The organism is uncultured Negativibacillus sp., assembly GCF_944388365.1.
In the GTDB taxonomy this organism is placed as follows: domain Bacteria; phylum Bacillota; class Clostridia; order Oscillospirales; family Ruminococcaceae; genus Negativibacillus.
Genome location: NZ_CALXIN010000027.1, coordinates 1 through 22,924, shown reverse-complemented (window position 1 = coordinate 22,924; position 22,924 = coordinate 1). Strand labels below are relative to the sequence as shown.

Sequence of the window (22,924 nt, the reverse complement as noted above, 5' to 3'; positions counted from 1 at the left end):
GAATGAACCGACGCTCAAAAGCATTTTGAGCGGAAAAACAGTCCGGTGGACTGTTTTTAGGTGAGGGGTAGAATCATCTTTTTCCGATTTTCTCTATTCAAAGGAAAGAAATTTTGGATACCTCTTATTTTTTTATGTTGGAAAGAGAGGGATTCGATGGAACCGAGGAGACAGTTAAAGCTTTTTTGAGAAACTAGCATTGTATTCTGTCTCCCTGAGATTGGCTTCGCCAATCTCCCGAGTTCTAGTTGAAAATAAATAGTTAAAGTTTTCTTAAGGAACTGGCTTTGCGTGCTGTCTCCCTGAGATTGGCTTTGCCAATCTCCCAAGTTTATACCGAAAATGGCGATGGGTAGAATCTTCTTCTTCCGATTTTCTCAATCCAAAGGAAAGAGGTGGATTCGAGGAGACAGTTAAAGTTTTTTGAGAAACAGGCTTTGTGTTCTGTCTCCCAAGTTCTGATTGAAAGGAGACGACTAAAGTTCTCTTGAGAAACAGGCTTTGTGTTCTGTCTCCCTGAGATTGGCTGCCGCTCCTTTCAGGAAATGATGAAACAATCTCCCGTTTACCTCTTTCCAACGATGGATAGAGAATGCAGACAACTGTGATTGACAGAATATCTCATCTGTGCTACCCTACAAGGGAGGAACTTTCCTTCGAAAATGGGCTGCTGTCCTATTTTAAAATTGAAATTGACGACAAAAGGGAGCGAAACAGGATGGATATTCGTCAAAGATTATCGGAAATCTTAAAACTGAATCTGCCGAAAAAATATACGTCGGTCTCTTACGCGATCATGGTCGACGGTGAAATTGTAGCAGCGGATGCGCTGGGTACCGATGGAAGCAAGGAAAAACGACCGGTGACCCTGCAGCACACCTATAACGTTTGTTCTATCTCCAAAATTTTCTGCACCGTGGCGGTCATGAAGCTGGTGGAGCAGGGCAAGGTGGAGCTGGATCGCCCCATCTGCGAGTATCTGCCTCAGTTTACCATGCTGGACCCAAGGTACCGCCAGATTACCGTGCGCCATTGCTTAAACCATGCCAGCGGTCTGCCAGGAACACAGTGGAAGCATTTTTCGGCGGTCCACGTCGGTCAGCCGGATAATCAGGAATATTATGACGAGGTCTACAATTACCTTGCAAAATGCTATCTGAAAGCAGATCCAGGAACCTATTCGGTCTACTGCAACGATGGTTTTACGCTGGCGGAAATGCTGGTAGCAAAGGTATCGGGCATGAGCTTTGGTGAATTCTGCAAGCAGTACATCACCGAGCCGATCGGCGCTCATTCGACCCGTGTATCCACCACATTAAATCCAGAGTATCCGCTGATACAGGAAAGCGGCAAACCGAAGGAAGAATTCTACCTGCAGGGATGCGGCGGATTCACCACCACCATGACCGACCTGTGCAAATTCGGCAACCTCTTCCTGACCGAAAATTCGATCATCAGCGAGGAGAGCAAGGCGGAGATGCGCAAAATGCAGGGAGCAACCTTCCTGCCGGAGGACACTGCCAGCACCCGTTATGGATTGGGTTGGGATAATGTCTGCGTAGAGGACCCTGAGTTTGACTTGGGAGAGCAGGTGCAGCTCAAAGGCGGCAACAGCTTCCAGTTTACCAGCAAGTTATATATCCTTCCAAAGTATCATGCTGTCCTGACCATCAGCGAAACCCACGATTGCAAGATGGATGTGGGTCTGGAAATTCTGCGTTTGTTTGCAGTTTATCTGCAGGAAGTAAAAGGAATCAGCATTTATCAGAAGTATCAGCCGGTTCCGCAGCAGCTGATCGACCAATTTGATGGAATCTACCTGGTACCAAGCCAGATTTACCATACACATTTCTTTGGTACCGACTTAACCATCACCAATGACAATACCTCGGGCGAACGGGTGGCTGTTTACAAAAATCTGAAATATGACGGTACCAACTTTGTGGCGGAGAACGGCGAGAAATTCTTCTTCCGCAGCACACCACAGGGCACCTATCTGTTTACCACCAACCGCGGAAAGGTTGTTCCGATGGCGATGAAAGCGGAAAATCATCCTGCACTTTCGGAACAATGGAAGCAGCGCATCGGCAAACGGTATCTGGCGGTCGATCTGACCGAGCAGGACATCGTCTGCGGAGAGATGATGAACGGCTTTGTTATCCGCAAGCTGGACGGTGTGGAGGGCGTTTTGGTGGCGTCGTTCAGTTCGGTGCCGGACGGAGAAATCTATGGCAACTTCGAGGGAGCCTTTGCGCCGGAGGATGAGTTCCGCGGCAACGGATTCCTGCTGACACCTTCCAACGGCAGCCGCGATCTGCTCTGCCCATGCTTTGAGGAGCGCGACGGCGTGGAATATTGCTATGTCGGCTCGTATCTCTACAAGGAAGAAGGCGCACTGGAGGACTACCAGGGCCAGCAGTTTGCCGATCTGCCGGTATCGCAGGAAAACAACCTCTACCGTCTGACAGACAGGCTGGAGAGCCTCCCAGAGGTTCCAGTGGGAAGACGACTGATGATCCTCAATGAAAAGATGGAAGCCGTCTACGACAGCCAGAACCCTAAGGACTATAAACCGGTGGAGAAAGGCTACATTTCCTTTATTTAAACACAGCAAAAAAGACCGTGAAGCGATTTTGCTTCACGGTCTTATCGTATCAGAGGGGAGGAAAGGTATGGAGGGATTTTTCCAAGGGTTGGAGCACAGCAGCGCCTTTGCTTTTGTACAAAATGAAACAGGGGGAGTTTGTCAAGCGTAAACGGACAGATTACCAGCTTTATGAGGGAAATATATACCCCTTTGTTGAGTTTGGCGATCAGCTGCGTGCATTGAACGATTATTGTTTTCTGGTGGCGCAGGCAGTGCAGGAGGAGCTTTTGGAGAAACAATCCCAGCTTTCCTACAGCAAAAGCTGTCCGGAGGAGGAGTTGTGCTGGCTGGCGCCTTTTACCCGAACAGAACTGTTGTTGGGAATGGAAGAGCAGCAGGCATAGTGGGAATGGGCAGCCTGCATCTCCGTGGCACATCTGGTGATGCTCTCTATGCCTTTTTGGAAAGGACGCTGCGGGAGGTTTACCACTGGTTTTGCGAGGGAAAATGGCTCTGTCAAACACAGCCGGTCAAAAATCCCAAGGTATATAGTTGGCTTTATCAGCTGTTGGATATGGATGCGGATACCTTCCGCCAGCAATATCCACAGATGTTTCAGCGCTTGGAACAGTGCCGCCGCATCCGCAACAATTTTGCTCATCAGAGCCTGGAGGGAGGAAGCGGACAGATATGGGACAATCTGCGGCTGATTGATCTTTTTAATCTTCTCTCGGAGATCCTTTATCTTCTGGAAGACCGTTGCCTGCAACAGCTGAACGCTTAAATTTGTTTCTGTATTCTGTTTCAAAATCCCGTCCCATATTGCGAAGGTGCTTTTGGAGGTAGGCTTCGGAAATTTCCTGCGGTGTAATATGATAGCGCAGAAGGGTGTCGAAGTAATACATCAGCACATCGCTGCACTCCTCAACAAAGTGGCTGCGCACCGCTGCATCCTCCATGATGTCGCGGCTGCTCTTTTTCTTGATGACCTCACCGACCTCCTCCATCATCCACAGGATGAAGTCGCGGCCGCATTCCGGTTCCATCGGCGGCCAGCTGTCCTTGTGCAGCTGCCAGAGCTCCTGCTGCATTTTCATCATCTGTGCGATGTCCAGCACCGGCAAGGTTTCCTTCTCAAAGATAAAGGAACTGCTGTCGTCGGAATACTGTTTTTCCCGCACAAAATGAAAGCCGCATTTTTTTGTATAGAAATAGTGATTGCGCTTGGAGTAGGAAGGGGTCTCCACCTCCCAGCATCGGGTGTCGGCAAAGTGGTGTTCGATGTGCTGCCACACCTGCGTACCGATGCCCTGACCGCCAACATCTGGAGAGAGAAAGAGCAGATCCAGAATGGAACGTTCCTGCTGATAGCAGACAGTGTATCCGCCGATTACTTTCCCGTCCAGCACGACCTTTTCGGTGAGGTAGCCAGGGATTTCGTGGAGCTTTTTGATGAGGGTGCCGTCGTTGTATCCGCGAGGACCATCGTGCAGCAGGGAGGTGTGCAGACGGGTATCTTCGTCAAAGGCAGCCGTCATGATTTGGGTGAGGACAGGATAGTCCTCCGGCGTGATGGGCAAAAATTGCAGCATACATCTCTTCCTTTCTGAGATAGAAGAAAAAACCCACAAACTCCAGTGGAGCTTGTGGGTTTTTAAGGTTTCGATTAGTCTCCTACGTATGGCAGGAAAGCAACGTGACGAGCACGTTTAACAGCAACAGTCAGCTGTCTCTGATGACGAGCGCAGGTGCCGGTAACACGGCGTGGAATGATCTTAGCTCTGTCAGACAGATATCTTTTCAGTCTTGGAACATCTTTGTAATCGATGTTTTCGATTTTATCCATGCAGAACGCACAAACTTTTTTTCTGCTTTTTCTGTTGCGTCTGTCGTTTCTCTCGGTTCTCTCTTTTTCCATGGAACTTGACCTCCTTAAAGTTTAGAAATTTGTAAATACAAAAACCGTTTCGGTTTTAGAATGGAAGATCTTCTTCATCTTCACTGACTTCCTCAAAATCCTCTGCAGCTCCGCTGGAATAACCCATCGAAGGAGCTGGCTGATAGGAAGAAGCCGCAGGAGCAGCTGCATAAGAGCGGGAAGGTGGTGGCGGAGGACCAAAGTCGTCCGGAACACCTGCATGAGGAGCGGAATTCTTGCTGTCGGCAAAATATGCCTGGTCAATCAAAACTTCCACAGCCTGACGTTTGTTGTCATTCTTGTCCACATAGTTGCGAACCTGAATGGAACCTTCCACAGCCATCAGTCTGCCTTTGGAAAAATATCTGCTGATGAATTCCGCAGTCTGACGCCAAGCAACACAGTTGATGAAGTCGGTCTGACGGTCCGCGCCCTTGCCATAGTTGCGATCTACAGCAAGCGTGAAGGAAGTGACCGAAATGTCCGAGGCTGTTTTCTTCAGCTCAGGATCTGCGGTGAGTCTTCCCATAAGAATTACACGGTTCAGCATGATGTCCCTCCTAGTTGTCCTTCTTAACGATCAGGGAACGAAGAACGCCGTCGGTAATTTTGTAGTTACGGTCAAGCTCAGCAGGGAACTCAGGATTGCTGTTGAAGGTTGCGAATACGTAGTAACCCTCTACTTCATCCTCGATTGGGTATGCCAGTCTGCGTTTACCCCACTCTTCTACTGTTTCCAGAGTACCGTGTTTCTCGATCAGTGCAGTGAATTTTTCAACCAGAGCCTTGATCGCGTCATCACCGTTCTTGGTGTTGAAGATCATGATTGTCTCATAATTTTCATTAAGCTTTGCCATTGTAAAAGCACCTCCTTTTGGACTTAAGGCCCTGCCGGTTATGCAGGGCAAGGTTTGCTGTCTTTGTGCAGCAACATTAAAAATTATAGCAGCATTTTGTCACTCTGTCAAGGAAATTTGCGCCATTTTGCCTTCTTTGTAGAAATGGACAATCTGCCTTGCTGCGGCAGGGCAAAAAGTTGGCGCAAACGTCACAACAACCAGAAAAAAGACTGCAAAATGGCTTTTTACATGAGGAAAAATGCCATAATTGCGCTGGAGGAAAAGACCAGACCGACCACCAGTGCAATCACCAGCAGCGCGCTGATCAGGCTGGGACCGCCGATGGAGGAAAGCGTCTGGTAATATTCGCTGCTGCTGTTGCCGGTAGAGATGCCTTTGAGCTGCTGGATCTTTTTCCGGCAATGCTTGTAATAGTGGCGGTTGGCGGTGAATCCGCAGTATAATGCGACACCAAAGCGCACATACATAAAGAGCTGCGAAAGCAGCGACAGTGTTTCCAGACCGGTAAAGTCAAATTGCAGCGAATACATCAGCATAGGGTCTTCCATGGTCTGCTGTACCATATGATAGGACAGAATCACCGAAGGAATGTTGGAAATCAGATAGAACGCCAGCAGCAGCGCGCCGATCTTATACATTTTGCGGTAGAAAAAGTAGACAAAATTGAGGAAAAACGCAGCCCAGTTAAACACTTTGGCCTTGGCGCGCTGGGAAAAGATCTTGAATGCCCGCAGAAAATACAGGTAATTCTGGCGGACAAAGAAGATGAAATCCTTGGCAGGGATGTTGTCGATCTGATCGTTTTCGTAAATTGCCTCAAACATGGTGCCAAACGATGCGTTGGGAGGAAGCTGGTCGTCCAGTCCCTGCACCACCTGACGTCCCTGTCCGGAGGCGGCGGACGGCTGCTTCAGCGGAAACTGACAGTTAGGGCAGACCTCGTCCTCCTCTTTACAGAACAGTCCGCAGTTCGGGCAGATGATATTGCCGTTTTCATCCGGCTGCAGCTCGGTGTGGTGATGGACCGGCTGGTCGTTGGGATTTTCCCAGGAACGACCCTGTTCGTGCAATTCCTGCTCCAGGGCACAGTGGCCGAGCTGATGGTAGCAGGCACGGTGATGTGGTGCTCCGCAGACAGGACAGACGACAATGTCGTCCCCTTCCTTAAATTCCTGTTTGCATACAGGACAGGAGACTCCTTTATAATTCATACTCAAAATCAACCTTTCTTCAGTGGCAGGCAAATGGATGTTGCGTCCTGCGATCTACGATTTCAGTATACTATACCATATAGAAAAAGTCTATCTTTTCCAGGGAAGGTTCATCTTTTATTTAAAAGATTCGCACAAAATGGGGGACAGTCTTTACAAATGCCGACAGCTCTAATATAATTAAAGGTAAAAACTGCCCGCAGCAGAAGAATCTGTCAAAATTGGAGATCAGATAGAAATGTGAGTTTACACCAAGGGTTCATTGGACTGGACATTTGATTGAGAAAAGTCCTGCGTTTGTATTGCGAGTTTTTGAAAAATGAGATAACAGGAGGAGCTAAGATGCTTCAGATTGAAGATTTAAAACAGGAACTTCAGAACCAGCAGCCGCGCATTCATGATCTGCGCGAAGCACTGGGATATGACCGTCTGGCAGCGGAGAAAAAGAAGCTGGATGAGGAGGCTGCCAAACCGGACTTCTGGAACGATGTGGAAAACACCAAGAAGGTGCTCAAAGAGCAGAAAGTGCTCAGCGAAAAGATAGGCTCCTACGATAGTCTGGTGCGGATGTACGAGGATGCACAGACCATGGTAGAGCTTGCAAGCGAGGAAACCTTCTCCAGCGAGGAGGAGCAGGAAGCTTTCCTGCAGGAGATCCGCGCCAACATCCGCGAGATCGACCAGAAGATTGAGGAAGAAAAGCTGTCGGCACTGCTGACCGGCGAGTTTGATGCCAACAATGCCATTCTGACCTTCCATGCAGGAGCAGGCGGCACCGAGGCACAGGACTGGGTGCAGATGCTCTACCGCATGTACGCGCGTTGGAGCGAGCGCCATCACTTCAAGGTCAAGGTGCTGGACTATCTTGCCGGCGAGGAAGCGGGTATCAAGAGTGCGTCCATCCTCATCACCGGAACCAATGCCTATGGCTTTTTGAAATCGGAGCACGGTGTACACCGTCTGGTGCGCATCTCGCCGTTTGACGCTTCGGGACGCAGACAGACCTCCTTTGCTTCGCTGGAGGTGATGCCCGAGATCGACGACGACAACAACATCGAAACCAACCCCGCCGACCTGAAGATCGACACCTACCGTTCGGGCGGCGCAGGCGGTCAGCACGTCAACAAGACCGAGTCGGCGATCCGTATCACCCACATTCCGACCGGTGTCATCGTTGCCTGCCAGAATGAGCGCAGCCAGCACCAGAACCGTGAGGTCGCCATGAAGATGCTCAAGGCAAAGCTTGCACAGATCAAGGAGAAGGAACACCTCAAACGCATTGAGGACATCAAAGGTGAACAGCAGCAGATCGGCTGGGGTTCTCAGATTCGTTCCTATGTATTTATGCCATATACCCTGGTCAAAGACCACCGCACCGGCTGTGAAACCGGCAATATCAGTGCAGTGATGGACGGCGACATCGACCAGTTCATCAACGAATACCTCAAAGCTGCTTCGCAGGGAGAACTGCAGGCATAAGGAGGAGAAGATCGAATGACAACCCTTTATCTGGTGCGCCATGCACAGCCCGATTACAGTGCCCACTGCGACGACACCGAACAGGCGCCGCTGACTGAACAGGGCAGAAAGGACGCTCAAAGGGTATGCGACTTTCTGGCGGAGAAGCCGATTGATGCCATCTTTTCCAGTCCTTTTCCGCGTGCCAGAGATACTGTCGAACCGCTGGGTCTCCGCTTGGGATTGCTCACACAATTTATAGAGGATTTTCATGAGCGCACCATCGGCGTTTGGCTGGAGGATTTCCATAGCTATGCAAAACGTCAGTGGGAGGATTTTTCCTATAAGGTGTCGGGTGGAGAAAACTTGCGCGAAGTGCAGCAGCGTGCTGTCACAGCTCTGCAAAAGCTGCTGACCGATTACCCAAATCAGACGCTGGTCATCGGCGGACACGGGACCTGCACCAGCACCATTTTAAACCACTACGACAGCCATTTTGGGTTTGACGATTTTAACCGAATCAAAAGCTGGATGCCATGGGTGGTGCGCCTAAACTTTGAAGGCACGACCTATCGTGGCAGACAGGATCTGTTCTGGATCGAAAACGGCAGGGAACATCTCTGCGAACAATGATAACAACAGGAGGAGCATCCTTTGTACAGCAAAGGATGCTCCTCCTGTTTGTCTTTGTGGGTCGTCCTTCTGCTTTCAGAAAGCGGATTTGTGCAAAACAAATAAAAGCGGTCAGGAAACTTTTACATTTTAAGGAAAAGAAAACTGCAATAATTTTTCGTTTGTAGGACACTAAAGAACTGAGAGGCCAAAAGATGGAAATAATGGCAAAAATATCGCAAAAAAAGAGGGAAGAAAGTGTAACGAATCATTTGCCACAATCGTCTTATTGGTAGAGGGGAAAAAATCTTTCACAGATAAAACAGACCTGAATTACCTTACAGAGGTTTAGGAGAAGCTCTGCTTCAAGGAAGAAAGGAGCATCATTTATGGAAGCTAAGAAGGACAACAAAATGCTTTTCAGAATAGGCGCAGTTGTGCTGTCGCTGATTCTGGTAGCGGCGGTACTGGCGGTCATCTTTTTCTGGCCGTCTCAGCCTCGCGAGCAGGAACAGGCCAGCGAAGAAGTCGTCCTGGCAGTGCCGGAACCAAACCAGGAGGAACTGGTAGAGGAGGACGGCCCTGAAACCGAAGCGCAGGTCGATCCCAACCTTGAGGACACCGAAGAGGTTGGAGCGGTGACCGAGGAGCCACAGACAACCTCCGATACAAAACCGGAGACGGGCTCGACGGCGTCCGCTCAGACGGCTTCCGGCGATAAACAGGGCCAGTACAGTCAAACCTCGTCGCAGACCAGCGGCAGCAAACCGACATCCACTTCGTCGCAGACCAGTGGCAACAAGACAACTGCTTCGACAACACAGAGCAGCAATGTTACCACCTCCGCGCAGACACCGGAAAGTGTGACCAAACCGGAAAAAAACACCAGTGTGGTCTATGAGCCAGTGGGCGCAAAGCCAACCTCGACCAGTGACAACAAGCTGATTGCGCAGACAACCTCCGGCGCACCAAAGCCGGTATCGGGCAAAAGCTATGTCAGCGCACGCTTTAACAAGTCGGGCAGCTACAGCGAATCCAAGGTTTACAAAAACGGCTACATCGACGCCGGAAATGTGACCATCAGCAACAAGACCTTCACCGGAAATCTGTACATTGATGTGCCATCCGGCACAGTGACACTCAAAAATGTCGATGTGCAGGGAACCATCCGTCTGACCGACGGTTCGGACTGGGTCAAACTGTATGACGTCAACGCAGGTGCGCTGACCATCGACAACAAAGATATTTCCAGAGTGTTTGCTTCCCGTGATACAGCGGTCAATGCGGTCAATGTCAAGAGCAGCGCTGTTCTGGAGGAAGGCGGACTGTTTACCAGCAGTGTTGGTTTCCGCGATGTCACCGTCGATGCCGCCAAGGGCAGTTCGCTGACACTGCGCAACTTAAATCTCAACAAGCTGCGCACCAACACCGCCTGCGATGTTGTCTATGACGGCAACACCATTATCAACTATGTCTACACCTATGCGCCGACCGAGCTGTACGGCAACGGACAGATCAACCGTCTGTACTGCAACAGCAACGGCGTCTACTATGATACCAAGCCACTGTATATCCAGACCGGCAAGGGTTATGCGACACCGTCCAGACGCAGCTCCGGTTCCTCCACTGATGACAAAAAGGTCACACTGCACGATATCAGCGACCAGTATCTCAACATCGGAGATACCCACATTGTTGCGATCGACCACAACGGCAGTTCGCTTCGGGTGACCACCAACAATCCGTCGGTTGCCAAGGTGACCTACAGCACCTCCAAGAGCAGAATCACCATGACCGGCCTCAAAGCAGGCAAGGCGACCATCAAGATCACCTCCTCGCGGTCGGGTTATACCAGCAGCACCATTTCGTTTAATATTATCGTTAAAGAGAGTGGTTCGACCAGCATCCAGCTGAGCGGCATTTCCAATCAGACAATGGACAAAGGAAACACCCGCTATATCACGGTCAACACCAATGCCAGCCGGATCAGCGTCACCAATTCCAACACCAATGTGGCGGATGTCACCACCGACGGTTTCCAGCTGCGCATCCGCGCCAAGGCATCCGGTACAACAACGGTCAAAGTGACCGCTTCCCGCACCGGTTATACGTCCAAAACGACCAGCTTCAAGGTAACTGTCCGCGAGCCATCCTCCGGCAGCGATTCCGTTTCCATCAACCGGATCGACAGCCAGATTATGAACAAGGGCAGTCAACGTGTGGTCAATGTCAGAACCGACGGCACCTCGCTGAAGGCAGTCAGCAATAATGAAAAGATTGCCAAGGTTCGTGTCAGCGGCGACGATGCACTGATTATTGAAGCGGTCAGCCCAGGCAGCGCAACCATCACGGTGGTTGCTTCCCGCCGAGGCTATACCTCTGCGACTACCGCATTCCGTGTCGACGTCTACGGCGACACCATTTCGGCGCCGACCGTCTATATGAACTATCCAAATGGCAGCAGCTATCCAAACGGAAGCTGGACCAATCAGGACATCAAGTTTATCCTGACCGGTTACAGTTCCAACCGCACTGCTTACTCCTATGAACGTCCGGCAGGCGGCAGCTCCAGCCAATGGGGTACCCGCCGTGAACTTCCAAACGGCACACTGACCATCACCGCTGAAGGCGAGAAGGACTACTACTTCTTTACCCGCGGCACCGGCGGCGACAGTGTGGCGACCAGCATTTACACCGTCCGTATCGACAAGACCAAACCCGTGATCGATGTAAAATCCAATACGGGCAACACTCTGACCTTTGCTGTATCCGATGCGCTGTCGGGAATCAACACCGTACGCATCCTCGATAAGAATAATACCGCCTATTATCCAACCTACTCAGGCGGCAGGTATACCTTTACAGCGCAGACTGCCGGTGATTACAGGGTAGAGGCAGTCGACCACGCAGGCAACATCCAGCTCTCCGGCTCCTTTGCTCTTTCGGGTCAGACCCAGCCGGATACCGAAAATCCGGTTATCACTTTCAAGATTAAACCGGAGGATAAATGGTATCGGGAAGCGCAGAATGTTTCCTTTGTCGTCAGCGACAATGTAGGCATCAAGACGGTCAGCGTCGATCCGCCGATGACACTCAGCCAGGCCTCCGACGGCACCTACACCTTTACAGCGGCGCAGGAGGGCAATATTACCTATACCATCACTGCGACGGACACTTCCAATAATACCCAGACAGAGAAAGTGACTGTCAAACTCGACAAGACCATACCGACCATCAGCAAGTTTTTCATCGCTGACAAGGCCGAAGGCTCTGCAACACGCCTGGTCACCGTCACAGCGACCGACACCACGTCCGGCATCCAGACGATCAAAGCTGTTGAGGAAGATAAGTCGGACAGCATCGTGGTCAGCGGCTCCAACGGCACCTATACCTTTACTGCCACCGAGGGTAAAAAGTACACCATCACCGCCGTGGATAACGCAGGCAACGAGAGCGTCTCGCAGATTATCAACGTCGAAACACCAACTCAGCCGATCGAGCCTGCTGTTTCGATCAGCGATGTAACTGTATCCGATGAAAACACAATGACCAAATCCAAAACCCTCAGCTTTAAGATAAATGCGACCCTGGGTGAAAATCAGTCGCTGCATGTCAGCGTCACCGATGCACAGGGCAAACAGCAGCCGGCAGCCAATGCGCTCGGTGTACAGACCAACTACTCGGTACTGCTCACCGCAAACGGCACCTACAACATCACCGCCTCTGTTGTAGAAAACGATGTTGTCAAGGCGACAACAACAGAGAAGAAGGAAGTCACCAACATTGACAGAGCCGAGCCGGACATCCAAGTCATCGAAAGCAGCAACGGAACCCTCAAGTTTACCGTTGTTGACGAGAATCTGAAGGAAGTCAAGTTGAATGACGAAGTTCTCACTGCATCAAGCGGCAACACCTACGAAAAGACCGGTTTGACCGCCGGCGAGTATACCATTGTTGCAACCGATGAGGCGGGCAATACCGCCCAACAAAAAGCAACGGTCACCTTGCTCCAGCAGCCGACGGTGACAGCTCATGCAACCAATCTGGACAGCACAGATCAGCAGAAAGCAGAAACCACCATCACTGTGGACGCGCACGGCGGCGAGCTGAAAGAACCAACAGTCAATGCGACCGGCGCAACCGTCACAAAGCAGTCGGAAACCATCTATCTGTTCAGTGCCACCGAAAATGGCACCTACACCGTCACCTTTGCGGCGGAAAATGGAACCGAGTCCAAAGTGGAACTGACCGTCACCGGTATTCAGAAGGATCAGCTCCCACCGACCATCCAGACCGGCGAACCGACCACCAATGCCGCTGCCAATGCAGCGACCGTTGCAATCACCGTCACCGATCCTGATGATCCGAGTGCAGCCGTCAAGCTGACAAGCGATAAGGGCGCTTTGACCGGTTCGGACAACGCTTACACCCTGACTGCGACCGAAAACGGCAAATATACTCTGACAGCCACCGATGAGTCGGGCAAGACTTCCACCTATACCGTCACCATCGACAGTATCAAGGCAAACATTGCGCCGTCGATCACCGCTGAACCGGTGAATGTCAACGGCAAGACCGGCACTGTCAAGCTGATTGTCAATGACAATGGCGGCGCTGCCATCACCTCTGTTGCCGATCAGAACGGCGTGCAGGCGATCCCACAGTCCGACGGCAGCTATCAGCTCACCGTCACCGACAACACCACCTATACGGTTACCGTCACCAATGCGGCGGGATTGACCGCACAGGCAAATGTTGTTGTCACCGGACTGGATCTGTCCGCTCCAATCATTGCAGCGCCTCAGGTCAGCTTCAATGAAAACAAGACCGGAGCGGAAATTACCTGGACCGTCACCGATCTGGTGGATGGAACACAGGGCAGCGGCGTTGCGTCGGTCACCTTTGCAGGCAATGTGATGACCCCGAACAGCAACGGTGTCTATGTTGCCAGTGTCACCGACAATGGTGATTACATCATCACTGCCGTTGACAATGCAGGCAACAGCACAAACCAGACCGTTCCGGTCACCGGCATCGACAAGATTGCACCGACGATCCAGACCACCAGCGACAACTCCGCATGGAAGAAAGCGCATACTGTCACCTTCGTGGTCAACGATGAAAACAGCGGTGTTGCACCATCGGTCAGCGTGACCCGCGACGGCACAGCAGTGAATTGTGTTGAGAGCGAAAAAGGTTATTCCTTTACTGCTGACCAGAACGGCACCTATGTCATCTCCGCCAGCGACAAGGCAGGCAATGCAGCCACACCGGTATCGGTGGTTATCACAAAGGTAGATACCACCGCTCCTGCCGCTCCGAAGCTGATGAAAGGTGACAAGAACAATGCACAGACAGGAAAAGGAATTTACGACACCGACACCAAGGCAACCTTTACCGTCAGCTATCAGAAGGCAGCCGAGGGACAAAGTCCTGTCAGCGTCAAGATGAAGCTGGACGATGCAAAGGAATTTACTACCCTCACCGATCAGACGATGAAATTGACTTTGAAAGCGGGCAAACACACCGTTGTACTCAAGACAGTGGATGCCGCAGGCAACGAAAGCCAGCCGGTTACCTATGTTTTTAAGGTAACCGATGCAAGTGCTGCTGCACAGCCTGCTTCCGAAAACAAGGAGGACGCCTCCACCCAGACCGATCCACCGGTTCAGGATGCGTCCACCCAGACACCGACCTCGTCTGATCCACAGCCAACCGAAGAATAGACCGATTCCTCATTCGTTCCCCTTTTGAAAAGCAGGAGGCATGCTCAAATGCCTCCTGCTTTTTTTGTTGTATTTTTATGACAAATTGATAAAAATAAAAAGACAATGCAACAATCTCCCGCGAAAAAAGCACCAGTATCTATGGAATTGTGTGCAAAAAGGAACAAAAAACGAAAGATTCGAAATATTTGTTACAATTTTTTGGCTCTTTTTTGTGAAAAAGTTTGTCATCTGAAAAAAATTATGCTATTCTTAAACTATACGGCCTGTTCTGTGTACCAGGTGGACATTTGAGAAGATGACAAAACGACAAAAATCGACGAATGACTTTCTGTGCCGGCTGCATATAGTGAAATCAATATCGCTGCCGTCAGAAAAACATTGGTCTAATTTTCTTATTTTAGGAGAGATGTATATGGCACATGGTAAAAGAATGATCGCGCTGCTGATGGCGGCAATGCTTGCTTTTTCTGCTGCAGGCTGTGCTGCCGAAGAATCCTCTTCGGCAGAAAATAACCAGTCTCAGCTGTGGGTTGTCAACAATGCGGTTGATGTTCAGAAAGATTATGTGATGGAAAATCCATCCGCATCCGGCAGCCTGACCACACCGATGGCACTCAGACAGACAACAAAGTCCACACAGACGACACAAAAGCAGGAGGAGACCGAGGAGGTACGCGCAATCTGGCTGTCCTATCTGGATCTGAAGGCAATGCTTCTGGCCAGCGGCGATCAGAGCGTGGGTGAGAAGCAGTTTACCAAAAACATTGAGACTGCCTTTGACAACATGCAGGCACTGGGACTCAACACAGTGATTGCGCAGGTCAGACCGTTCAGCGATGCTCTCTATGAGTCCGAACTGTTCCCATGGTCCTATCTGGCAGCAGGCGCCGAAGGCAAGGACCCTGGCTTTGATCCGCTGGAAATCATGGTGGAGCAGGCACATGCGCGCGGCATGCGTCTGGAGGCATGGATCAATCCTTACCGTGTGCGCAACGGAGCCAACACCCGTGAGATGAGCGCCAGCAATCCGGCCAATGCGATGCTCAAGACCGGCGATGCAATCCAGTACAACGGAGCGATCACCTACAATCCTGCCAGCAAAAAAGCACAGCAGCTGATTGTGGACGGCGTCAAAGAAATTGTAGAGAATTACGACGTGGACGGCATCCACTTTGACGACTATTTCTATCCGACCACCGATATGGCATTTGATAAGGCCTCTTATCAGTCCTACCGTTCGGCAGGCGGAACCCTGGGCCAGGCCGACTGGAGAAGACAGAATGTCAACGATCTGGTCAAAGCAGTTTATGCTGCCATCAAAGAGATCGACGAGGACGTTGTATTCGGAATCAGTCCTCAGGGAAATATGGACAACAACTATAACAATCAGTTTATTGATGTCGAGGAATGGCTGACCGAGGACGGCTATATCGACTACATCTGCCCGCAGATCTACTTCGGCTTCCAAAACAGCACCTGCCCATATGCAGAGACGGTAAAAGCGTGGGATCAGCAGACCACCAACGACGTCAAGCTGTATGTCGGTCTTGCCCCATACAAAATCGGTCTGGAGGATACTTATGCCGGCAACGGAAAGTGGGAGTGGGCAAACAATGATAACCTACTCGCTCGCATGGTAGAAACAGCCAGAGAGTCAGAAAATTATCAGGGCTTTTCGCTGTTCCGCTATGACTCTGTTTTTTGTCCGCAGTCCGATGTCAAAAATGACGTCAAACAGGAAGTTAACAATCTGAAGGATGTTCTGTAACTTAAAAATGTCGCAGAGCAAAAAACAGGACAAAAACGGGAGGCAAGAGCCGTGACAAAAGAAAATCAACGCAAGGAGAAAACGATCATCGGGTCGCTGGCGGGAATCATGGCAGTGATTACCCTGGTCACCATATTTGCAGTGGTGATCCTGCGGCAGACAGCGGCCCGCCAGCAGAAGGAAGAGCTGGCGGCACAGGCAGCTGTGCAGCAGACGGTTGAGGAACAAAAAGAGCAGACGCCGCAGGTGCAGACAATGCAGGCACAGGCGGAGCCTGTACAGCTGCCACAGCAGATGAAGGCAGCTCAGGTGCAGCCAGGTCGGGAGTTTATGACCGCGCTGGACAACCCTTATGTCAGCGAAATTGATGAGGAGCAGACTACCGAGGAAATCGCTATGATGATGCAGGATGCAGCTGATCTGGGTCTGGACACCATCTTTGTTGAGCTCAACAGCAGTGAAGGAACGCTGTGGCAGTCGAGCTGTCCGCTGGTTTCCTTTGATGTGCTGGATACCCTGTACAATGATGCACATGAACAGGGCTTGGCGCTCTATGGAATCTACGACCTTTCCTGGCTGGCAATGCAGGATGGAACAATGGTGCAGCAAAATTCGGTCAATGCACAGGTGCTTGACCAGATTGCGAACCAGCTGAAAACGCTGGTACAGGAGGGAAAACTGGACGGCATCCTGCTGGATGGCTATCAGAATCCCGAAACTACCTATAGCTACGATCAATACAGCCGTTCCGGACAGAATATCAGCATGGACAGCTATATGAACCAGTGCACCGAACTGATGGTGGAAAGCGCTGTGGATGCAGTCAAATCGGCAAACGCACAGCTTCCGGTGGGACTGGCAGTGGACCCAGTCTGGGCAACCAGCGATCAGGCAGAAGGCGGTATCGAGCTGAATTATACACAGACATCGCTTGTCTCCGACCACGCAGACACCAAGAGCATGATTCAGAATGGAATCTGTGACTTTGTGGTTATCAAAAATTACAGCTCTATGACAAGCGAAACACTGCCGTTTGAAACGGTAGCCGACTGGTGGAACCAGCAGCTGCAGGGTCAGACAGTGACCGCTTATATGGGACATGCTTCTTCGCTTGCAGCAACCTGGCAGGATGGCTGGGGAGGCAACAAGGAGCTTGCCAACCAGTGGCAGACTGCCCAGCAGGAGACCGCATTTTCCGGCAGCGTCTTTGATTCTCTGCAGGGACTTTTCAATGATCCAAACTATACCTGCTATCATCTGACACAGGCATGGGAACAGTCGCCTGAAGCAGACACCGATACAGCAGACACCTATACTGCGCAGGAAACTTCCGGACAGACGGAGAATACCACCGTAGCCTCTGAAGACCTCTCTCAGCTGGATGGACAGCAGTATTCTGAGGAAATGGGACTTGCTGAAGAAGAACCGACAGAATATCAGGTACAGGATACCGTTTCTGCCGAGGTGACCCAAGAGCAGCAGGAGGAAGAAAGCGGTGTTTACAGCGAGCTGAATGACCAGTTTGCCGGCGGCGATCTGCTGGAGGATATGGAACCGGTAGGTACCCGCAGCGTTGCAGACGGTGACACCATCGAAATCACAGCAATCGCGCGCTCGGAGGCGTCGGTTTCTGCTACCTTCAACGGAGAAACGATGCAGATGACCAAGACCTCCCAGAAATCCGGATTCAGCGGATACAGTGTATTTGCCGTTGACTACGAAGTGTCGGCTGCAGAGGTATCTGCAACGGATATGGGAAGTATCGTTGTTACCGCTTCTCTCAACGGACAGACCAACACACTGACCGGCGCAAATGTCATTTTCCAGTGGGGATCGTTCAGCAGTTCGAGCTCTTCCAGTTCATCGAACAGTTCCAGCTCGTCCAGTTCGAGCAATTCGGGCAGCAGCTATGTGACCAGCTACCAGAAACCGGCACTGTCCACTTCGGCGGACAAGGCGATCGGTGACGGTACCCTGGTACAGGTGGTGTCCGAACAGGCACTGACCTTCCCAGTGACTAAAAATTCCATCTATCCGGATATTACCTGCTACCCGATGCCATACGCTACGATGGATTATGTCGTCGGTGACAAAATCAGCATCAAGGATGGAAGCACCTACCGCTATTATTACAAACTGGCATCGGGCAGACGTGTTTACTGTGACGATGTACAGGCAGTGACCGGCGGTATTTCGATTAAAAATAATACCATCAGTAATATGACGGTCAAGGCAACCAGTGACTTTACCTACGTTATCCTCAAGTCGGATTATCCGGTGTCCTATCTGCCGGAATATCAGACCGGAAAGATCAAATTTGAATTCCAGAACACTGTCAGTACACCAGGAGATCTTTCGCTCAGCCAGAACCCACTGTTCTCGCAGGCAAGCTGGAACGGCTCGACGCTGGAACTCAGCCTGCTCAGCGACAACGGCTTCCTGGGCTATAAAGGCTACCATGAAAACGGCAACATTGTTTTGCGGTTCAACAATCCGACCAGCATTGATGGAGCACGCATCGTGGTAGACCCAGGTCATGGCGGCTCGGACCCAGGCGTAGCAGACGACATCGACCCGAACTGGCCGGAAAAGAGAATCAACTGGGAGATGTCTCAGGCGATTGCAAGTGCGTTGGAGGCAAAAGGCGCAGAGGTCGAGCTGCTGGATACCTACAACACCACGACCTCGCTGGACAGCCGTCTGTCGCAGGCCAAAAACTTTGATGCGACATTGTTCCTGTGTATCCACGCAAACTCCTCGGAGACAAATGCAGCTGCCGCAGGTTCGGAATGTTACTACTTCTATCCATTCTCCAAGAACCTGGCAGCGAAAGTGTCCAGCGCAAGCTCGGATGGACTTTCCACACAGGACCGTGGTGCGAAGTATGAGGTCTTTTACGTCACACGTGACCCGCAGTTTGTCGGTGTATTGGCGGAGATTGGATTCCTGACCAACAGCACCGAATATTCCAAGATGCAGAAGGATTCCTACCAGCAGAGCGTAGGAGAAGAAATTGCGGATGCAGTGGAGGAATACTTTGAGCGCAGCGGTCTGGAATATGCCGGACGTACCGGCGTACAGAGCACAGGTGTTGCATTGGATGCTTCCAATGGACCTGGCTCGTCGCTGGGTGTTTCCAGCTCTTCCGGTAGCTCCTCGACCAGCAACTCCAGCAGCAATTCTTCTTCCAGCAGTTCGTCGACCGGCAGCTCGGAAAGCAGTTCCAGCAGCAGCTCCAGCTCGCAGACAAGCTCTGGACCAGTCAGTGAGACAGTGGTATCCAGCACAGCGGCACCGACCGGCGATGGCGTGGTAAAATACCTTATCTTTACCGATCCAGAGGATAAGAAGCTGGATATGGAGGTCGGTGACACCAAACAGCTGGGCGTCAAACTGACCGGCGATAGCTCGGTACCGAAGAAGTATACGACCAGCAATAAAAATGTCGTGACCATCGACAAGAACGGCGTGGTGACGGCGGTTGGAAAGGGAAGCTGTAAGATCACCGTCGTAGCGGGCGATCAGGGCGGCACCATCTCGGTCACCGTCAGCTAGAATAAAGGAACACTTTCAGGAGAAAAAACACTTTTCTTTTGATCCAATCTTTTCTTTTAGCAAAGAAAAGATTGGTCGTCCGCCGCAGCGGACGAAACAGCCCTGTATTCTTTTTTAAAATAAAACGAATAGCGCAGAATAGCAGTTTCAGCGCTGCCGCACGAGAGTGCGAAGGGGATGACGTAAGTCATCCCCTTTTTCTTGTGCTCGCGGCCGAAACAATTCCAGTATACTTTTAAAATAAAAACGAACAGCGCAGAATAGCAGATTCAGCGCTGTCGCACAAGAGTGCGAAGGGGATGACAGATGTCATCCCCTTTTTCTTGTACTCGAGGACGAAATAGCCTTGTATTACTTTTCAAAATAAAACGAACAGCGCAGAATAGCAGTTTCAGCGCTGCCGCACGAGAGTGCGAAGGGGATGACATATGTCATCCCCTTTTTTGTATCCACGGCCGAAACAATTCCAGTATACTTTTAAAATAAAAAACGAACAGCACAGAATAGTAGTTTGAGCGCTGGCGCACGAGAGTGCGAAGGGGATCGTAAGTCATCCCCTTTTTTCATTCTGTAATCAGAAACTGAAAATTGCACAAATGATAAAATAGATAAAGAAAGAAAATAATTCTTGTCCCAACATGTCAATATTTCCCTCTAAAATGTTTTTGAGAGATAGGATAAGAGTGAGTTTTTTAGCTATAATTCTAAATGAAGCCGCTGGAAAAACAAAAAAGGGACAAGTTGTGAAAAAAAAGGGAAGATTTGCCGCTTTTTCTTATAGGAAATGATTGTTGACAAAATAACAAGATAACGTTAAACTATTTCGTGGGGACATAGTGTCTTTCCCGAAAAGATGCTGTGTAAGACATAGTAGTTCATTTGGGCAAAACAGGAAACGCAGCCATGAATTCAGGTGGCGTTTTCTGTCTGCGTATGTCGAAAATTTTCGAGAGGTGAGATTGCAAGTGTATAAAATCGTAAACAAAAAGCTGTTGAACGAAGCAGTTGTTCTCGTAGAAGTAGAAGCTCCGTTTATCGCTAAAAAAGTTCTCCCAGGTCAGTTTATCATCTTCCGCATCGACGAGCAGGGCGAGCGCGTTCCTCTGACCGTTGCAGATTATGACAGAGAAAAAGGTACCATCACTCTGATCGTTCAGATGGTTGGCCGTTCCACCAAGATGCTCGGCGCTATGGAAGTTGGCGACGCTCTGCTGGACGTTGTAGGCCCTCTGGGTATCCCAACTCATCTGGAAGGACTCAAAAACGTCTGTGTTATCGGCGGCGGCGTTGGCTGTGCAATCGCGTATCCACAGGCAAAAGCACTGCATGCAATGGGTGCTCATGTTGATATGATCGCTGGTTTCCGTTCCAAGGACATCGTTATCATCGAGGACGAGATGCGCGCAGTTGCAGACAACCTCTATGTAATGACCGATGACGGCACCTACGGCGAAAAAGGCTTTGTAACCGTTAAACTCCAGCAGCTCATCGACGAGGGCAGAGAGTACGATGCAGTTATCGCTATCGGCCCAGTTCCAATGATGAAGTTTGTTTCCGAAGTTACCAGACCAAAAGCAATCAAAACCATCGTTTCGCTCAACCCAATCATGATCGATGGTACCGGCATGTGCGGCGGCTGCCGTGTCAATGTTGGTGGTCAGATCAAATTTGCTTGTGTTGATGGTCCTGACTTCGACGGACATCAGGTCAACTTTGACGAGCTGATGAAACGTAACGCAACAAACAGAGAACAGGAACAGCATGACAGCGAACATTGCAGACTGAGAGGTGCTTACAATGCCTAATATGTGCATGACAAAACTCCCTATGCCGGAGCAGGATCCAAAAGTAAGAGCTAGAAACTTCGAAGAGGTTTCTTACGGATATACAGAAGAAATGGCTGTAGAGGAAGCTCAGCGCTGCCTCAACTGCAAACACATGCCATGTGTCAGCGGTTGTCCAGTAAACGTTCAGATTCCAAAATTCATCAGCCTGATTGCTCAGGGCAAGTTTGCTGATGCTTGTGCAGCAATCAAAGAAACCAGCGCACTGCCAGCAGTATGCGGCCGTGTATGCCCACAGGAAACTCAGTGTGAAGCAAAATGTGTTCGCGGTATCAAAGGCGAGCCAGTTGCAATCGGTCGTCTGGAAAGATTTGCTGCTGACTGGGATATGAAGAACGGCAAACACGAGGCTGAGAAACCAGTTTCCAACGGTCACAAAGTTGCAGTTATCGGTGCTGGCCCTGCAGGTCTGACCTGTGCTGGCGACCTTGCTAAGAAAGGCTACGAAGTAACCATCTTCGAAGCTTTCCACAAAGCAGGCGGCGTTCTGGTTTACGGTATTCCTGAGTTCAGACTTCCAAAAGCAATCGTTCAGAAGGAAGTTGAAGGTCTGGAGAAAATGGGCGTTAAAGTCATGACCGACATGGTTATCGGTAAAGTTCTCTCTATCGATGAACTGATGAACGACATGGGCTTTGAGGCTGTATTTGTAGGTTCCGGTGCTGGTCTGCCAATGTTCATGGGCATCGAAGGCGAGGACCTGGTTGGCGTATCTTCCGCTAACGAATTCCTGACCAGAATCAACCTGATGAAAGCTTACCTGGATGAGTACGATACTCCAATCCGCAAAGGTAAAGCAGTTGCAGTTGTTGGCGGTGGTAACGTTGCAATGGACGCTGCAAGAAGCGCAATGAGACTGGGTGCTGAGCACGTTTACATCATCTACAGACGTTCTGAGGCTGAGCTGCCAGCTCGTAAAGAAGAAGTACATCATGCAAAAGAAGAGGGCATCGAGTTTGTTCTGCAGACCAACCCAGTGAAGATCCTGGGCGACGAAAACGGCAACGTCAGAGCAATCGAATGCATCAAGATGGAACTGGGTGAGCCAGACGCTTCCGGTCGTCGCCGTCCAATTCCAGTAGAAGGCTCCAACTACGAGATCCCAGTTGATACCGTTATCATGTCCCTGGGTACTTCTCCAAACCCACTGATCAGAACCACCACCGAGGGTCTGGAAGCTAACAAACATGGCTGTCTGATTGCTGACGAGCACATGGCTACCACCCGTGAAGGCGTTTACGCTGGCGGCGATGCTGTAACAGGTGCTGCTACCGTAATCCTGGCAATGGGCGCTGGTAAGACCGCTGCTGCTTCCATTGACGAGTACATCCAGAACAAAAACAAATAGTTTTGATTCTGATAAAAGGCTCCGAGCAAACGTT

At 50.5% G+C, this 22,924-nt stretch carries 15 protein-coding genes; 10 read left to right on the top strand and 5 right to left on the bottom strand.

What is annotated here, in order from left to right:
- The first annotated feature begins 718 nt into the window (after window positions 1-718).
- The 3 genes from Q0L39_RS05645 to Q0L39_RS05635 all read left to right on the top strand — a co-directional run bounded on the left by Q0L39_RS05645 (window position 719) and on the right by Q0L39_RS05635 (window position 3,371).
- Window positions 719-2,605 carry a serine hydrolase domain-containing protein gene (locus Q0L39_RS05645; RefSeq protein WP_296627430.1) on the top strand — a complete coding sequence of 629 codons (1,887 nt, stop codon included), beginning with the start codon at window positions 719-721 and terminating at the stop codon, window positions 2,603-2,605.
- Between the two features lie 113 nt (window positions 2,606-2,718).
- On the top strand, window positions 2,719-2,991 hold the full coding sequence (locus tag Q0L39_RS05640; protein WP_296627429.1) for a hypothetical protein: 273 nt from the start codon (window positions 2,719-2,721) through the stop codon (window positions 2,989-2,991).
- A 5-nt stretch (window positions 2,992-2,996) separates the two neighbouring features.
- On the top strand, window positions 2,997-3,371 hold the full coding sequence (locus Q0L39_RS05635) for a hypothetical protein (RefSeq protein WP_296627427.1): 375 nt from the start codon (window positions 2,997-2,999) through the stop codon (window positions 3,369-3,371).
- Here Q0L39_RS05635 and Q0L39_RS05630 read toward each other — a convergent pair.
- From Q0L39_RS05630 to Q0L39_RS05610, 5 genes are all read right to left on the bottom strand, one after another.
- Window positions 3,307-4,179: a GNAT family N-acetyltransferase gene (locus Q0L39_RS05630; RefSeq protein WP_296627425.1), complete on the bottom strand. Its 873-nt coding sequence runs from the start codon at window positions 4,177-4,179 to the stop codon at window positions 3,307-3,309. The genes Q0L39_RS05635 and Q0L39_RS05630 overlap by 65 nt on opposite strands.
- 74 nt (window positions 4,180-4,253) lie before the next feature.
- A complete protein-coding gene (gene rpsR / locus Q0L39_RS05625; RefSeq protein WP_022132474.1) occupies window positions 4,254-4,505 on the bottom strand; it encodes a 30S ribosomal protein S18 in 252 nt (83 codons plus the stop codon).
- A 55-nt stretch (window positions 4,506-4,560) separates the two neighbouring features.
- Entirely contained in the window at window positions 4,561-5,055 is a 495-nt protein-coding gene (locus Q0L39_RS05620; RefSeq protein ID WP_296627421.1) for a single-stranded DNA-binding protein, read from the bottom strand.
- Between the two features lie 10 nt (window positions 5,056-5,065).
- Window positions 5,066-5,362: a 30S ribosomal protein S6 gene (rpsF, locus tag Q0L39_RS05615; protein WP_296627419.1), complete on the bottom strand. Its 297-nt coding sequence runs from the start codon at window positions 5,360-5,362 to the stop codon at window positions 5,066-5,068.
- 227 nt (window positions 5,363-5,589) lie between these two features.
- Window positions 5,590-6,576 carry an RING finger protein gene (locus tag Q0L39_RS05610; RefSeq protein ID WP_296627417.1) on the bottom strand — a complete coding sequence of 329 codons (987 nt, stop codon included), beginning with the start codon at window positions 6,574-6,576 and terminating at the stop codon, window positions 5,590-5,592.
- A gap of 342 nt (window positions 6,577-6,918) precedes the next feature.
- Here Q0L39_RS05610 and prfB point away from each other — a divergent pair, with 342 nt between their 5' ends.
- From prfB to gltA, 7 genes are all read left to right on the top strand, one after another.
- Window positions 6,919-8,055: a peptide chain release factor 2 gene (prfB, locus tag Q0L39_RS05605; RefSeq protein WP_296627416.1), complete on the top strand. Its 1,137-nt coding sequence runs from the start codon at window positions 6,919-6,921 to the stop codon at window positions 8,053-8,055.
- 15 nt (window positions 8,056-8,070) lie between these two features.
- Window positions 8,071-8,667 (top strand): histidine phosphatase family protein, encoded by a 597-nt coding sequence (locus Q0L39_RS05600; RefSeq protein ID WP_296627414.1) that lies wholly within the window; start codon window positions 8,071-8,073, stop codon window positions 8,665-8,667.
- 392 nt (window positions 8,668-9,059) lie between these two features.
- Window positions 9,060-14,372 (top strand): hypothetical protein, encoded by a 5,313-nt coding sequence (locus Q0L39_RS05595; RefSeq protein WP_296627412.1) that lies wholly within the window; start codon window positions 9,060-9,062, stop codon window positions 14,370-14,372.
- A 415-nt stretch (window positions 14,373-14,787) separates the two neighbouring features.
- Complete coding sequence (locus Q0L39_RS05590; protein ID WP_296627411.1) at window positions 14,788-16,143, top strand: family 10 glycosylhydrolase; 1,356 nt, start codon at window positions 14,788-14,790, stop codon at window positions 16,141-16,143.
- A gap of 51 nt (window positions 16,144-16,194) precedes the next feature.
- Window positions 16,195-19,698 (top strand): N-acetylmuramoyl-L-alanine amidase, encoded by a 3,504-nt coding sequence (locus tag Q0L39_RS05585; protein WP_296627409.1) that lies wholly within the window; start codon window positions 16,195-16,197, stop codon window positions 19,696-19,698.
- Window positions 19,699-20,663: 965 nt separating this feature from the next.
- The gene (locus tag Q0L39_RS05580; protein WP_296627408.1) at window positions 20,664-21,503 is read left to right on the top strand and encodes a sulfide/dihydroorotate dehydrogenase-like FAD/NAD-binding protein; all 840 of its coding nucleotides are present in this window, start codon (window positions 20,664-20,666) and stop codon (window positions 21,501-21,503) included.
- Window positions 21,496-22,890 (top strand): NADPH-dependent glutamate synthase, encoded by a 1,395-nt coding sequence (gltA, locus tag Q0L39_RS05575; protein ID WP_296627406.1) that lies wholly within the window; start codon window positions 21,496-21,498, stop codon window positions 22,888-22,890. Before Q0L39_RS05580 ends, gltA begins: the two co-directional genes overlap by 8 nt.
- Window positions 22,891-22,924: the final 34 nt, after the last annotated feature.